General features: G+C 73.3%; 10 protein-coding genes. 2 read left to right on the forward strand and 8 right to left on the reverse strand.

Annotation, left to right across the window (positions count from 1 at the left end; all coding sequences use genetic code 11):
• Positions 1–13: 13 nt before the first annotated feature.
• On the reverse strand, positions 14–232 hold the full coding sequence (locus tag ACSTA4_RS28415; RefSeq protein ID WP_444961751.1) for a DUF397 domain-containing protein: 219 nt from the start codon (positions 230–232) through the stop codon (positions 14–16).
• Between the two features lie 137 nt (positions 233–369).
• Here ACSTA4_RS28415 and ACSTA4_RS28420 point away from each other — a divergent pair, with 137 nt between their 5' ends.
• Positions 370–690, forward strand: coding sequence for a CU044_2847 family protein (locus tag ACSTA4_RS28420; RefSeq protein WP_444961752.1), 321 nt, complete (start codon positions 370–372; stop codon positions 688–690).
• 75 nt (positions 691–765) lie between these two features.
• On the opposite strand, the gene ACSTA4_RS28425 is transcribed toward ACSTA4_RS28420, so the two are convergent.
• The 5 genes from ACSTA4_RS28425 to ACSTA4_RS28445 all read right to left on the reverse strand — a co-directional run bounded on the left by ACSTA4_RS28425 (position 766) and on the right by ACSTA4_RS28445 (position 10,629).
• The gene (locus ACSTA4_RS28425) at positions 766–1,848 is read right to left on the reverse strand and encodes a ribonucleotide-diphosphate reductase subunit beta (RefSeq protein ID WP_013155602.1); all 1,083 of its coding nucleotides are present in this window, start codon (positions 1,846–1,848) and stop codon (positions 766–768) included.
• Positions 1,849–2,001: 153 nt separating this feature from the next.
• On the reverse strand, positions 2,002–4,545 hold the full coding sequence (locus ACSTA4_RS28430) for a ribonucleoside-diphosphate reductase subunit alpha (protein WP_444961753.1): 2,544 nt from the start codon (positions 4,543–4,545) through the stop codon (positions 2,002–2,004).
• A 770-nt stretch (positions 4,546–5,315) separates the two neighbouring features.
• On the reverse strand, positions 5,316–5,888 hold the full coding sequence (locus ACSTA4_RS28435; RefSeq protein WP_274978277.1) for a hypothetical protein: 573 nt from the start codon (positions 5,886–5,888) through the stop codon (positions 5,316–5,318).
• A 29-nt stretch (positions 5,889–5,917) separates the two neighbouring features.
• Positions 5,918–7,639, reverse strand: a complete 1,722-nt coding sequence (locus ACSTA4_RS28440; protein ID WP_444964298.1) for an NYN domain-containing protein — start codon at positions 7,637–7,639, stop codon at positions 5,918–5,920.
• A 197-nt stretch (positions 7,640–7,836) separates the two neighbouring features.
• Positions 7,837–10,629, reverse strand: a complete 2,793-nt coding sequence (locus ACSTA4_RS28445; RefSeq protein ID WP_444961754.1) for a sigma-70 family RNA polymerase sigma factor — start codon at positions 10,627–10,629, stop codon at positions 7,837–7,839.
• A gap of 200 nt (positions 10,630–10,829) precedes the next feature.
• Here ACSTA4_RS28445 and ACSTA4_RS28450 point away from each other — a divergent pair, with 200 nt between their 5' ends.
• Positions 10,830–11,573, forward strand: coding sequence for a hypothetical protein (locus ACSTA4_RS28450; protein WP_444961755.1), 744 nt, complete (start codon positions 10,830–10,832; stop codon positions 11,571–11,573).
• Positions 11,574–11,836: 263 nt separating this feature from the next.
• On the opposite strand, the gene ACSTA4_RS28455 is transcribed toward ACSTA4_RS28450, so the two are convergent.
• Positions 11,837–12,868: a hypothetical protein gene (locus tag ACSTA4_RS28455; RefSeq protein WP_444961756.1), complete on the reverse strand. Its 1,032-nt coding sequence runs from the start codon at positions 12,866–12,868 to the stop codon at positions 11,837–11,839.
• 1,187 nt (positions 12,869–14,055) lie between these two features.
• Positions 14,056–14,994, reverse strand: a complete 939-nt coding sequence (locus ACSTA4_RS28460; protein WP_444961757.1) for an ATPase — start codon at positions 14,992–14,994, stop codon at positions 14,056–14,058.
• Positions 14,995–14,999 lie beyond the last annotated feature (5 nt).

A 14,999-nucleotide genomic window follows, 5' to 3' on the forward strand; every position in this document is an offset into this window, starting at 1 on the left:
CATGTCTTCCTGTTCAGGAGAGCACCTTGACCAGGGACAGCCATGCGCTCGGGAGGAAGACCAGTATGGGTCCGGTCGGGTGAACCGAATCGCGGAAGAATACACCGCTCAGCGGGCTAACGCATACCTCACAACACTGCCCCTTGTCATAAGACCTCGACGGTTTTTTCCACGGTGATGGTCTGAGGCTTTCTTCCCAAGAAGGATGGCCATCGTTTCTCACGGTCACCACGGGCTCCAAACGCCATCGCTTCCACTGGGGGCCAACCTTGGCTACCTTTGTCTCTCGTACAGTTCCTCACATTTTATGTTCCGCATCTGAGGACAAGACAACCCTCTCTGTATATTTATGGGGCTACTGTGAACAGTGTGATTGATTTCGTCACCGACGACGATGTGATCATCAGTATCGAAACGACACCCGTGAGGCGGGACGGCGCCTCGGACGTCTCCCTGCAGGTCGATCCCGCTGAGAAGATTCCGCTGGAGAAACTGGTCCTGCGTATCGAGAAAGTGGCCGAGGCCGTTTCCGGCCAGCTCGCCAAGCTCTCCGCGTCGGGGCTGGGCCCCAGCGAGACGGAGATCGAGTTCGGGGTCAGCGTGAGCACGGAGGCCAACGTGATGGTGGCCAAGGGCAGTGGCCAGGCCACTTTCAAGGTACGGATGGTGTGGAACCGGGACAGGGGCTGAGCGCACACGGCGGTGGCCCGGGTCGCGCGCCACGACCCGGGCCACCGCCGATGGGAGGGGAGCCCTCCGGCACCCCTAGTCCCAGTCCAGGCCGCCGCCGGTCTGGTACTCGATGACGCGGGTCTCGAAGAAGTTCTTCTCCTTCTGGAGGTCCATCATCTCGCTCATCCACGGGAACGGGTTCTCCGTCTCACCGAAGATGGGCGCCAGGCCGATCTGCTCGGCGCGGCGGTCGGTGATGAAGTGCATGTACTTCTCGCACAGCTCGGCGTTGAGGCCGAGCACGCCGCGCGGCATGGTCTCGCGGCCGTAGGCCACCTCCAGCTCGCAGGCCTCGGTGAGCATCTGCCGGACCTCGGCCTGGAACTCCTCGCTCCACAGGTGCGGGTTCTCGATCTTGATCTGGTTGATCACGTCGATGCCGAAGTTCAGGTGGATCGACTCGTCGCGCAGGATGTACTGGTACTGCTCGGCGATGCCGACCATCTTGTTGCGGCGGCCCAGCGACAGGATCTGCGCGAAGCCGGTGTAGAACCACATGCCCTCGAAGATCACGTAGAAGGCCACGAGGTCGCGCAGGAAGGCCTGGTCGGCCTCCGGGGTGCCCGTGCGGAACTCCGGGTTCTCCAGGTTCTGCGTGTACTTGAGCGCCCAAGCGTCCTTGGCGGTGATCGAGGGGACCTCGCGGTACATGTTGAAGAGCTCGCCCTCGTCCAGGCCGAGGCTCTCGCAGATGTACTGGAAGGTGTGGGTGTGCACCGCCTCCTCGAAGGCCTGGCGCAGCAGGTACTGGCGGCACTCGGGGTTGGTGAGCTGCCGGTACACGGCCAGCACGATGTTGTTGGCCACCAGCGACTCGGCGGTGGCGAAGAAGCCGAGGTTGCGCTTGAGCATGAGGCGCTCGTCCTCGGTCAGCCCGTCCCTGGACTTCCACAGCGCGATGTCGGCCTGCATGGCGACCTCGGTGGGCATCCAGTGGTTGTTGCAGCCCGCGAGGTACTTCTCCCACGCCCACGTGTACTTGAGCGGGAGCAGCTGGTTGACGTCGGCGCGGGCGTTGATCATCGCCTTGTCGTCGACGTTGACGCGCTCGGCGTCGCGCTCGATCTCACCGAGGCCGCTGGTGGCGCTCGCGCTGTTCTCGGAAACTGCGGTCATGCTGGGGTTTTTCCGTTCTCCGGACGTACCGGAAGAGTCGTGGCTGGGTGGAGGGGACGGACGCCTGCGCGGCCCGGGGCCCGCTGGAGGGCGGGGGCGGCACGACGCCGCCCCCGCCCTCCGACCGCCGCACGGGGCGCGCGGCCGCCGGTGCTACTGGCAGGCCTCGCACTCGGGGTCGTCGATCGAGCAGGCCTGGCCGTCGATGATCTCGAACTCGTCCTCGTCAGCCGCGCCGCCGGTGACGGGCTGCGGGCTCGGCGTCGGAGCCGGGGCCGGGGCCGGGGCCGGGCTCGGCGCGGGCGAGGCGGGGGTCGCGGCGACCGCGTTGAGGCGGCCGTCGGTGCCCTTGAGCGTGCTCTTCTCCACGTGGGTGGCGCTCTGCGAACGCAGGTAGTAGGTGGTCTTGAGACCGGAGCGCCACGCGCGGCGGTACAGCGAGTCCAGCTTCCTGCCGCTGGGGGCCGCCATGTACAGGTTCAGCGACTGGGCCTGGTCGATCCACTTCTGGCGGCGCGAACCGGCGTCCACCAGCCACTCGGGGTCGACCTCGAACGCGGTGGCGTAGAGGGCCTTGAGGTCGGCCGGGACGCGGTCGATGGCGCCCAGGCTGCCGTCGTGCATCTTCAGCGCGGAGACCATGTCGTCGTCCCACAGGCCGCGGGCCTTGAGGTCGCGCACCAGGTAGGGGTTGACCACGGTGAAGTCGCCGGACATGTTCGACTTGACGTACAGGTTGCGGTAGACCGGCTCGATCGACTGGCTCACGCCGGTGATGTTGGCGATGGTCGCGGTCGGGGCGATGGCCATGACGTTGGAGTTGCGCATGCCCGTGGCCTTGACGCGCTCGCGCAGCGAGTCCCAGTCCAGGGTCTCGCCCCGGTCCATGTCCAGGTCGCCGTCGCGCGACTCGGCCAGCAGGCGCAGCGAGTCGATCGGCAGCACGCCCCGACTCCACAGGGAGCCCTCGAAGCTCTCGTAGGAGCCGCGCTCGGCGGCCAGCTCCATGGAGGCCTCGATGGCGTAGTAGCTGATCAGCTCCATGCTCTCGTCGGCGAAGGAGACCGCGCCGTCGGAGGCGAACGGGGTGCGCAGCTTGAACAGCGCGTCCTGGAAGCCCATGAGGCCCAGGCCCACGGGGCGGTGGCGCATGTTCGCGCGGCGCGCCTCGGGGATCGTGTAGAAGTTCACGTCGATGACGTTGTCGAGCATGCGCACGGCGGTGCGGACGGTGCGGCGCAGGCGCTCGGCGTCCAGACCGTCCGGGCCCGTGTGCTGGGCCAGGTTGACCGAGCCCAGGTTGCAGACCGCGACCTCGTCGGCGCTGGTGTTCAGCGTGATCTCGGTGCACAGGTTGGAGGAGTGCACCACGCCGACGTGCTGCTGCGGCGAGCGCAGGTTGGACGGGTCCTTGAAGGTGATCCACGGGTGCCCGGTCTCGAACAGCATGGTCAGCATGCGCCGCCACAGGTCGACGGCCGGGATGGTCTTGGAGACCTTGATCCGGCCCGCGGCGGCCTCGGCCTCGTAGTGGGCGTAGGCCTCGGCGAACTCGGGACCGTACTTGTCGTGCAGGTCGGGGACCTCGTCCGGCGAGAACAGGGTCCAGCTGCCGCCCTGCTCCACGCGCTGCATGAACAGGTCCGGAACCCAGTTCGCGGTGTTCATGTCGTGGGTGCGGCGGCGCTCGTCACCGGTGTTCTTGCGGAGGTCGAGGAACTCCTCGATGTCGATGTGCCAGGTCTCCAGGTAGGCGCACACCGCGCCCTTGCGCTTGCCGCCCTGGTTGACCGCGACGGCGGTGTCGTTGGCGATCTTCAGGAACGGCACGACGCCCTGGCTCTTGCCGTTGGTGCCGCGGATGTGCGAGCCCAGGCCGCGCACCGGGGTCCAGTCGTTGCCGAGGCCGCCGGAGTACTTGGACAGCATCGCGTTGTTGCTGATGCCGTGGAAGATGGCCTGGAGGTCGTCGCCCACGGTGGTGAGGAAGCAGGAGGACAGCTGCGCCCGCACGGTGCCCGAGTTGAACAGGGTGGGCGTGGAGGCCATGAAGTCGAACGAGGACAGCAGCTCGTAGAACTCGATGGCGCGGGCCTCGCGGTCGTCCTCGTTGAGGGCCAGCCCCATGGCCACCCGCATGAAGAACGCCTGCGGCAGCTCGTAGCGCACCTCGTCGCTGTGCAGGAAGTAGCGGTCGTAGAGGGTCTGGATGCCCAGGAAGGTGAACTGCTCGTCGCGCTCGGGGCGCAGCGCGGCGCCCAGGCGGGCCAGGTCGAACTTGGCCAGGGCCGGGTCGAGCTGGCCGAGGTCGATGCCGCGGCCGACGTAGGCGGCGAGGTAGGCGGCGTAGCGCTCGCCCATCTCGGACTGTCCGGCGGCGTCGGGGGCGCCGCTGATGAAGGTGAGGGCCTCGCGGCGCAGCTTGTCCAGCAGCAGGCGGGCGGCCACGTAGGAGTAGTCCGGGTCGACCTCCACGAAGCTGCGCGCGGCCATGACCAGGGCGAGTTCCACCTCGGCGTCGGAGATGCCGGGGTAGAAGCCGCGACGGGCCTCGGTGAGGACCTTCTCCGCCGAAACACCGGTGAGCCGCGCACAGGCCTCGGCTACGACGTGCTCGATCCGGTCGACGGCGGCAGGGGGGTTGCCGTCCTTGCTGGACCGAACGGATGCGGGCACGGCCTCGACGTCAAGGGTCATACAGCGGCTCCAACCTCGATAGAAGAGTCCCGGCGGGGAGGGGACGAGAAGCGAGGGTCGCGCGGCGCTCCCGGCGGACCGGCGCACTGGGTGCGCTCGGTCGTCCGGCCGGCGGGCCGCGGCGGCTCGTTCTCGAAGCCCCGTCGTCGGCACACACTCAGGTGTGCATCACCGGTGGCGGGTGCGCGGGGACCACGGCACCGGGGATTCCGCGGGGGTTCCCGGTACCTGTGACGGCCTCTTCGTCCACTCACCGCTGCGGGGACGGCCCGGCTCGCACCGGGTCCCCTCTGCCTCACCCCGAGGGGTGAACCACCAGCGGGAGAGATACTACATCTAGGGGATGGTGCGTTGGAACACCGCAAGATGATGGCGTGTCATCGATTTCTCAGGTTCTTCGACGATTGTCGAACACACCCTGGAGGCGTGGTATGAGGGGCTCTGGGAGGCCCGTCGGCGCGGGGGCTGAGCGCCCCGCCGGGGCGGCCCTGAGGCGGCCCGACACAGCCTAGGTCGTCGCCGGGGCCGTCCGCACCCGGCCCCGCCCGTGCCACCGCCCCAGTCGGCCCGCAACGCCCGCGCACGGGGGCCGCAGGGCTTCGCGGAACCTGGCGTACCCGGTCGTGCGGCCGCGGCCTCGGGGCGCCGCGGAAAAGCGCTCCGGGCGGGGGCGTCCCGGGCGTGTCGCGGCCCCCGGGAGGGGAAACGTCGGAAACCTCACTCACCGCGGCCGGAGCCTGCCGCAGAGGCGGACGGACGCGGCGCGGCCCTCACCCGGCGTCGAGCCGCCGGTCCAGGTCGTCCTCGTCCAGGCCCAGGTCGACGCGGACGCGGAACCGGATCCGCAGCAGCTCCAGCAGCAGGTCGTGGACGTAGGGCGAGGAGTCCAGCCCGAGGAAGCGGTGCGCGCCGACCGTGGCCCAGCGCTCGGCGCCCTCCAGGTCGTCGTGCGCGTACAGCGCCTCGGCGACGTGGATGTAGGTCTGGAGCCCCGGGGGCTCCTCGTTCTCCAGGCGTTTGAGGTGGGCGTAGGCCGACCCGACCTCGTTCAGCTGCAGCAGCGCACCGGCGCTGAGGGCCCGCGCGTCGATCACCGTGGGGCCGCCGTCGTCGATCGCCCTCTGGTAGGCCGAGCAGGCGCGCTCGAACTCCTGGGCGATCTCCCACTGCTCCCCCGCGCGCACGAACAGTTCCGCGCGGGAGATCTCGCTTCCGGCGTCGACCCGGTTGGCCAGGTCCATGAGCTGGGCGGCGACCCGTCCGTGCTCACCGGACCGGACGGCGTGGAATTCCAAACGGTCGAGTTCTGCCGTCGTCACGTGGGTCAACCGCATCGCCCCCATCACCTACTCGCACTCCCCGCGCAAGGATCTCAGGGCCTGGCACGCTCCAGTGCCTGCCAGAACCCCTGGCGCAGTCCGTCCCGGACCTCGTCACGCAACAGGTGGTCGATCGGCAGCGAGGAACCCTGGAGCAGACGCGCCTCCAGGTCGGAGGGCATCCGGGGCCTGCGGGCGAGGACGGCCTCGACCCACAGGGCGGGCGCCTCGCGGGCGATCGACTCCGCGAAGTCGTTCCCTTCTTTGTGCGCAACATGCACCGCTTCGTCAACGGTATGCGTGGCGGGACGCGTCTGCTGGGGATATCCAGGACTGGGACGCGGTTCCCGGTGGTCGCCGGTGGAGAACCGGCTGTCGTGTTCGGGACCAGTAGGCTGCGGTCCCCCGTAGGAGGGGGCCGCCCCACCGCGTTGGGCGGTGTCAGTTTCCGTACTGGTCCCATAGGTAGGGTTTGCGTCGTTCGCACCCCCGAAGCCGGGGTTGTCCCCCGGACCGAACCTGGGATCCTGGGGCGGCGCGCTCCTCTGCGGTGGCGCGTGCCCCGGTTGGCCGTGTCCCGGCTGCCCGTGCTGGCCCGACTGGCCGTGCTGGCCCGGCTGCAGGGGCTGCCCCTCCTGGGAGAACGAGCGCTGCGGCCCGGTCCCGCCGGCGAAGGACTGCTGTGGCCCGGTTCCGCTGGCGAACGACTGCTGCGGCCCCGTCATGTGCTGCTGCGGTGGCGGTGCCTGTCTCGCCGGCAGCCCGTAGCCCCCCTGGTCGGCCCCGCGCAGCGACTGGTGCCCCCCGGTGACGGGGTAGCCCCCCTGGCCGCCCGGCGCCGGGTGCCCCCCGGTCATCGAGGCGCCCGGATAGGCGCCGTTGCCGCCCACGTTCGGCGGGACCTGGCCGCCGGAGGGGAAGCCGTTGGCGTCGATCGGGCCGGACTGCTGGTTGTCCGTGTTCGGCCCGGCCAGGTGGTCCCCGCCGCCGCGCTGCTGGGCGAGGGACCTGCGCATGGCGCGCAGCTGGTCCATGGCGCTGCCCTGGGGGACGGGCTGGCCGCCGGTTCCGGCGAACATCGCGTCCAGGCCGACGGCCGATGAGGAGGCCGACTCCACCCGGTTGCCGCCGGGCTGCGCCGCCGCGACGGGCTGCCTCGGGGTCTCGGGCGCCGAGCGGGCGCGGCCGTTGGAGAACGGCGTGGTGGTCTTGGCCGCGGTCTCCTGGGTGGAGCCGCCGCTGGAGAGCAGGTTGACGTGCGGACGCAGGTGGCCCGCGCCGATCTCGATGAGGTCGTCGCACTCGCGGCGCAGGGCCCGGGAGATGGTCCAGTTGCCCTCGACGGAGACGTGCACGACGGTGACGCGCACACCCATGTCCTGTACGTCGGCGACGACCGGCGCCATGTCCTCGTCCCCGCTGACCAGGACGGCGTCGCACAGGACGCCGGTACGGGCCAGCGTGGTGAGGTCGCGCTGGACGTAGCTCTCGACGCCCTCGCGGCGGCCGGGCCTTATCCGCGCGCCGCGGAACTTGATACCGGGGATGTCGGCGATGCCGTCCTGCTCCTGGGTCCGCCGGTCGTCGGCGACCGCCTCGTACCAGTAGCAGCGCAGGAGCGGCAGGCCGGTGCGGTCCCGCGCGACCTCGTTGAGGAACTGGACGAGACCGGTGTAGTCCCAGGAGACGGAGTCCCGGTTGCGGGTTCCGTGCACTGCCATCGCGCCGTCCGCGAGGAGGTACCCCGCGTCAACGAACAACGCGCAGCGGTCCACTGGCACCGACCCCCTTCCCTGTTGTCTCTGGGCCATGTCCATGACCGGGCCACAGCCTAGCCAAGTCTGTCTGGTTTTGCGTGCCCCTTCTGAATACACAGAGTTATTGGACTGCTACTTACAGGCGGTTCTCCGGAGGGGTCCGGGGCTCCGCAGCGGCCGGACAGGCCCGGACGGGGTGGGTGGAACCCCGCGCCTCAACTACGCATGGGGGCCGTCAGGACCACCGCCCCCACCATCACGGCGTCCTGTTCCGTCAGGATTCGGATGTCCGTTTCTCGGCCAAGTACTGAGTCGAATCGGACCACGTCGGTGCCGAACGCGAGCGGGTCGCCCACCGCGCCGCGGGCGGATCCGGTGAACGCGTTGTCCGCCCGCCCGTGGCCGCCGACCGGCGCCGCCGCCGCACCGTCCACGGTCACCCGGTCCCCGCCCAGGTCGGGGTCGCCCTCCCAGGCCACCACGTCGATCCGGGCGGGCACGGCGGCGGGCAGCAGGCCCGACACCGCGAAGGGGCCGCCCCCGTCGCCGTGGAAGGGGACCCGGGTGTCGTCGAGGACCATCACCTGGTTTCGGGTGCCCACCCGGGGGTCCTCCAGCACGACCACGAGGCTCCAGCCCGCGTAGTGGCCGCGGCCCTCCCGCACGGGGGCGTCGCCGACCCACCACTGGCCGCCGCCCTGAGCCCGCACCAGGTCCGTGACCTCGGCGAACGCCTGGTAGGCGGGGTAGCCGGGCAGCTCGGCGACACTGTTGCCCGTGGCCTCGACGGTGCGGTAGTCCGCCATGCCCGGGCCCCTGACCCGGACGGAGGGGGCGTCGGGCGTCCCGGTCCCGGAGAAGTAGAGCCCCGCCCAGCGCACCCCGCCGCCCTCGGGGAGTTCCCAGGCGGCGGAACTGGAGGAGGTGGTGGAGGGGTCGTCGTCGGCGTCAAGCGGGACCATCGTCCAGTGGTCGTTGTCCAGGTGCGGTCCCCGGCGCAGCCTGGCGCGGGCGCAGGGGCCGTCCTGTGCCTCGGGAGCGCCGTGGAACCCGGGGGTGTCGTGGGGGTCGGTGGCGCCGTGGGCCACCGTCGCCGGGCCGCGGGCACCGTGGCCCGCTGCGCCTCCGGGGAACGGGTCGCGCACCGTTTCCGTGGGCACATCGTTGTCCGGCGCACCCGCTGTCCCGTCAGGAGCCCCTTCGCCCTCGTGGTGACCAGGGACCACATCCTCCTCCGTGGTCGCCTCGGCTTCCGGCGGCTCCGGGCTCGGGGAGGCGGGATCGTCCGGAGCGGGCGAGGGCTCCGGGCGCGCCTCGGTCCCGGGGCCCGGCGGGCGCGGGTCGGGGACGTCGGGGGCGTACGGCCAGTCCCACCACGGCCACGGCCAGCGGCCCCTCCGCTCCGGTTCGACGCAGGTCATCAGGGCGTTGCCGACGCTCTCGGCGCGTACCCGGCCCGCGGTGGCGTAGCGGGCCGTGACGCCCTGCGCGCTCACGCCCCGCTCCCCCGTCGCCTCTGCGGTCACGCCCGCCGCGGACACCGACACCGCCGCCGGAACCCCGACCTCGGCGTCCGGGGCCACACGCACATCGATGAACTGGGTGCCGTCCTCCCCCGCCGCCATCCCCGGGTGGACGCACCGGCCGCCCCCGCTGCCCGCGGAGCAGCTCCAGTCGCCGTGCCCCACCGCCGTGGGAAGCGCGGTGCCCGCACCGCCGGAGGAGACCATCTCCACGCCCGGCGGCAGGGTGAGCAGGGCGACGACCTCCTCGGCCGCGCCGCCGCCGATGTTGCGGACGTCCAGGACCATGATCCCCTCGCTGTCCGGGAGCAGGGAGCCGACCGGGTCGATCCCCGCGGCGAACCGCGGTCCCGGCTCCCGCGCCACCTCCTCCTCCGGTACGTCGGCGGGGGGCACCGCCGGGACCGGCTCGACGGGCTCGGGCCGCTCGTCCGCGTCGGGGCGCGGCCGGTCGTTGGCCGGAGGAGAGGGCCGCGGCGCGTCCGGAGCGGGCCCGGGCGCCTCCGGGGCGGGCGGCGCCGGAGGCTCCCACAGGGCCGCCGCCGGGGGCGGCTGCTGTTCGGGAAGCGGTTCCGGCGCGCTGGTCAGGGCCAGGGCGACCGCGACCGCCACGCCGGCCGCCGCCGCGCCTCCGGCCGCCGCCTGCTGCTGGCGACGCGACATCCTCCCCCACCAGGCGCCCCCGGCCGGGGTGGCGGAGAGGTAGCCCGCCGCCCCCGCGCCCGCCACCAGGGGCAGGACGACGCCGCGCAGGCCGACGTTGACGTCGGTCAGCTCGGCGTAGACCGCGCGGCAGTCGGCGCAGCCGTCCATGTGCCGGTCGACCTTGGCCGTGTCGCGCCTGGACAGCCCCTCCCTGACGTGGGCGCCGAGCAGGCCGAGGGTCGGGCGGCAGGCCTCGGCGGCGTTCCCGCCCGCCAGGTGCATCTGCAGGTACGCCTGCCGCAGGCCCTCCCGCGCCCGGTAGGCGAGGGCCGCGACGCCGTTCGGCTTCATGCCGAGCACGTCCGCGACCTCGGCCGGTTTGGCCCCCTCGATCTCGGTGTGCCAGAGCACCGACTGCCAGCGCTCGGGGAGGGAGAGGAAGGCCCGGGCGATGAGGGAGCGCTCCAGCCCCTCCAGCGCGGGGTCGACGAAGGGCTGGCCGGGGACGAGGCTCTCCATGTCGTCGGTGACGACCTGTCGCCTCTCCCCGCGCCCCCGGTCGTAGGCGGCGTTGCGGACGGCGGTGAGCAGGTAGGGGCGGAAGGAGTCCTGAGGCCCCCCTCCGCGCTGGATGACGCTGAGCACGCGGGTGAACGCCTCGGCGGCGGCGTCCTCCACCTCCGCCTCGCCGCGCAGCAGTTGCCGGGCCAGTCCGCGCGCCGCCGCGGCGTGGCGCTCGTAGAGGGTGGCGTAGGCGCCGGTGTCGCCGTCCCGCACCCACTGGATCAACTCACCGTCACCGACCAGAGTCTCTGTGTGATCGTCGGGGACGTCGTTCACCCGGCGTCCTTTCTGGGGAGTGTGCGCCGCGATCCGGGGAGGAGCCCCGGTCCGGCGCTGGAGGACACGTGCTCGAAAAATATCCCGCATTCGCGTCACAGCCGCCACCGATCTCCGTAATCAGGGGTGAGGGAGGACGGAACGCGCCGAGCGGACGCGGACCCGCCTCCGCGGCAGGACCGACGGACGGGAGCGACGCCATGGGAGATGCCGAGGTGAGGACCGGGACGCGCGACCGTACGGCCCGTGCCCGGGAACTGCGCGCGCCGTGGGGCCGGCGGAGCCGGGAGGCGGGGTGGGACCCGCCCGAGAGCTGGTGGACGCCCGCCGTGGACGCGGTGTGCGGGGCCTTCGCGTCGGGGGACGACCTGGCCGGTCCCTGCGGTCTCCTGGGCGGGGCGCGGGCACGTTCGGGGGTGGGGATCGGGCAGAGCCTGGACGACCTGTCGGCGTTCACGTCGGTGGCGGGGTGGCGGAGCCCGCCGCCGGTCCTGGTCCGGGCGCTGGCCGAGGGGTGGGCGGACGAGGGACGCGGCTGGGACACCTGCCAGGACCCGCTGACCGGCCTGGCCACCGCGGAGTACCTGCGGACCCGGCTCGGTGAGCTGTACCGGCACACCGGCGACGGGGCGCCGCCCGCCTCGGGGCACCGGTTCGTGGTCGTGGCGCTGGACCCGGGGATCGACCCGTGGCGGCGCACCGCGCGGTTGATCGTGCTCGGCCACGAGCTGCGCGGGTTCTTCACGCGCGGGGAGTCGGTGTGCCTGCTGGCCCGGGGGCGGATCGCGGTGGTGGCCCCCGAGTCCGCGGACCTGGACGGCGAACTGGACGCGCTGCGCCGGGGGACCTGCTGGGAGCACGGGGCGGCCGTGTGGACGGTGCCCCTGCCCGCCAGCCACGGGGAGGCGATGGCCCTGATCGGGGGGCTGGAGGAGAGGAGATGACCTGAGGACGCCGTCCCAGCGCCGCGGGGCCCCGGCCTGAGCGGCCCGGCGCGGGACGGTCGAGCCGACCGGACCGGTGCTTCGCCGAGGGGACGGACCCGGACGGTCGGCGCCCGCCGGACCGGGTTGTCCGGGTTCTCTGGCCCGTGGAAGGGCGGCCCGTGAACCGGCCCGGCGGATGGGGGGCGCCGTACGGCGTCTCCGGAGGCGCGTCCGCAAGGGGAGGCGGGCGCGCCTCCCCCTGCCGTCACCCGACCACGGGTTCATCCGAGGTTGAGGCGCCCTCCGGTCACCGCGAAGACGGCCCGGCGCCAGGGGGAGGCCGGAACGCTCCTCACCGCGGCGATCCTCTGCTCGTATCCGCCCTGCACGGGGGTGCGCGCGTCGCCCACGGCGTCGATCCAGGACTCGATCCCCTGCGCCGAGGAGGTCTGTGTCGAGAGGTCCTGTGCCGAGGGGGCCTGTGCCGGGGCCTGCGTTGGCGGGGGGTTCGCGGCCGGGGCGTACGGGGTCGGCGGGTCCAGGCGGCCCTCGGTGCGCAGGACGCCCCGACCGGGTTCCGGCTGCCCCGCACCCGCGTAGGGCGCGGCCGGAATGTCCGGGAACCCCGTGGGCTCCGGTGGCCGGCCGCCGTAGGTGAAGTACGGAGCGGCCTGCTCCGGCTCCCCGGCTCCGGGAGGGGCGGACTCCCGCCCGGCGCCAGGCGAGGGAGGTCCGGAGGCCTCCGCGGAAGCGGTCTCCCGCGGCGCGGGTCCGCTGACGGCGGTGCCCGCCTCGGGGGGCGCGGCTGTGGGTTGGACGGGGTCGGCGGGCCCGGAGTCCTCCGGAAGGGGCTCCCCCGTCCCGGCGCCCGGCACGGAGGCGACGGCGCCGGGAGCGCTGCGGGAGGCGGCTCCTCCACCGGTGTCGGAGGAGTCGGCCGGGTCCACGGGCGGCGGAGCCTGGACGCGCACGGTGTCCGTGTCGGGGCGCACGGGTTCGGGGCCCTCGGCAGAGGGACCGGTTCCCTCCGGGCGGCCGGGCTCCGCGGCCTCCGGCTCGGATGCGGACGGGGAGACGCCTTGGTGGAGCGCAGAGCCGTGTTCCCGCGCGGCCTCGGGGGCGACCGGGTCCGGTGAGGTCTCCGAGGCCGTTGAGGACTCCGATGAGCCCGTGTTCTCCCCGGTCCGCGGAGTCTCCAGGCCCTCCTCCCGCGTCTTGCGGGCGCGCCGGTCGGCGCCCGTGACCAGGAAGACGTCCGTCTCCTCCGCGTCCGGGTCCGGTGAGTCCTCCCCGCCTCCGGGGTTGACGGTCACGGGGTCCGCCGGGCGCGGCGGACCGACCCGCCGGGGCTCGCGGGACGCGCCGGGAGGTACCGGCGGGCGGGACGCCTCGGAGGAGGAGGTACCGAACCAGGCGCGGGCGGGCGGGAGCTCCTCCCGGGGCCGGGAGTCGGAGGGTGCGCCCCCGTGCGGCGGCGCTTCCTGCCCGCCCGGCGGTCTCCGGCCGCCCGTCCGCTCCTGTTCGCGCGGCGGTTCCGGCCGCGAGGGGGCCGACGGAGTCGCGGGAGGCGCCGGAGGCGCGGCCGACGCGCTCCGGTCCGCGGGCACGGCCGGGTCAGGCCGCGGCTGCCATGGCGCCTGCTGCTCCAGAGGCCGCCGGAGCTGTGGCCACTGCGACGGCTGCGACCACGATGTCCGCTGTTCCGGCGGGCTCTGCGCTGGGCCTGGCCCGTACTGCTGGGGCTCCTGAGGCTGCTGGGGTTGCTCGGGAGGCGCCGGAGGCTGCTGGGTCGGCGGTGCGGGCATGGGCGTCCCCGACAGGAAGGCCTCGGCTATCGAGTCCTGCGCGAAGGTGCGCGGCGTCGCCGTTCCGCCGGGCGGGGTGGGGGGCCGTTGCGGCCCCGAGTGGCCCGCCCAGGGCGCCTGGTTGGGGCCGGTGGGCTCGTGCGGCCTCGGCGGCTCGACGGCGTAGGGCGTCGGAGGAAGCGTTCCCGGTCCCGGATGGCCCGACACACCGCCGGGCGGGGTGCCCTGGCCGTGTCCGGGCGCGTCGGGGAACCAGCCGCCGGACGGGGCCGGCTGGGGGCCGCTGGGCCCGCCCCGCTGGCCGTACGCGTACTGGGGGCCGCTCGGAAGGCCCTGGTCGGCGGCGGGCCGCTGCGGACCGCTCGGCGCAGCACCCCCACCCGAGAAGCCCTGACCAGCGGCAGACCACTGCGGACCGCTCGGCACCGCGCCGCTCCCCCGCTGCCGGGCGTCGTGGCCGCCGGACGGAGCGGGCTGGCCGTGCACCGGCCCGGCGTACCGTCCCGGTCCGCCCCACGGCGCCTGCTGTCGGTCTCCCTGAGCGGGGTCTCCGTGCGCGGGAGCCCCCGGCCGCCAGCCGGTCGGGTTCCCGGCGTCCGGCGGCGCGACCGGGTTCCCCCGGCCGTCGCTCTCGTCCCGGGCCTCCTGCTCCCCGGGAGGAATTCCCCGTTCCGGCTCGGGTCGCTGCTCCACGGCTACTCCCCTCCTTCGACGCGGGCACGAACCCGCCCGGCGCCGTCCACCGAACGGTCCAGCGCCTCGGCGGCCACCAGCTGAACGGTCCGGTGGGTGGCCTCACGGATGAACCCGGGGCGCACGACCGTGCCCTGGGCCAGGTGCCGGTCGTGCGGCAGGACGATGACGCCCGCGCCGCTCTCCGCGATGATCCCGGTCGTACGGGCCACGTCGAACCCCCGGTCCTCGCGCCGCCGCTCGTCGAAGACGACCACCACGGTCCGCCGTACCTCGTCCTGTCTACCGTCCGCGACCAGCAGGTCCAGCTCGCGCCCGACCAGGATCGCGGCCTCCCGGGTCGCGCGGACCACGCGCACCCGTGCGTGGGCGGCCCCGCCGACGGCCTCCACGAACGCACCGCCCGACTCACCGGCCACGAGGGTCACTCCGAAGAACCGGGAGATCGGCAGCAGCCCGGACATGTAGGCCCCGGCCCCGTCCGGGGCGGCCCGCACCGTCCACAGGCGCTCGTTGGCCTCGCCGAGACTGGCGCGCACCGACTCGAAACCGGTGGGGTCGACCCCGTCCAGGTCGCCGGGCTCGTCCAGGCCCAGCCGCCCGGCCAGCGACGGCGCCCGGCCGGTGGCGTCCACGGCCAGCACCCGGTCGTGGCGGAAGTGCGCCAGCGAGCGGGCGACCAGCGCGGTCACCACCGACGCGTCGGCGCCCGATCCCAGGTCGTCCACGACGATCCGGCGCCCGGTCGAGGTGGGGCGCTGCAACCGCCTCCCCAGCTCGATGGTGTCGGCCACCTCGTCCGCCGCCCGGAACGGGCGCAGCGCCGCCCGGCCGACGCGGCGCACCCAGCGGTCGCCGCGCACCGGCCGCGCCCCGGAGGCGGCCGGAGCGGCTCCGGCCGGGGAGGCCCCGCCCGGGGCCCGCGTCTGTGAGGCGTTCATCGTCC

Source organism: Nocardiopsis sp. M1B1 (assembly GCF_052466615.1).

What these genes read in the sequence shown, in the direction of transcription:
- ACSTA4_RS28425 (WP_013155602.1), bottom strand. Translation starts at nt 1,848, where the DNA reads ATGACCGCAGTTTCCGAGAACAGCGCGAGCGCCACCAGCGGCCTCGGT.
- ACSTA4_RS28430 (WP_444961753.1), bottom strand. Translation starts at nt 4,545, where the DNA reads ATGACCCTTGACGTCGAGGCCGTGCCCGCATCCGTTCGGTCCAGCAAG.
- ACSTA4_RS28435 (WP_274978277.1), bottom strand. Translation starts at nt 5,888, where the DNA reads ATGGGGGCGATGCGGTTGACCCACGTGACGACGGCAGAACTCGACCGT.
- ACSTA4_RS28450 (WP_444961755.1), top strand. Translation starts at nt 10,830, where the DNA reads ATGGGAGATGCCGAGGTGAGGACCGGGACGCGCGACCGTACGGCCCGT.
- ACSTA4_RS28460 (WP_444961757.1), bottom strand. Translation starts at nt 14,994, where the DNA reads ATGAACGCCTCACAGACGCGGGCCCCGGGCGGGGCCTCCCCGGCCGGA.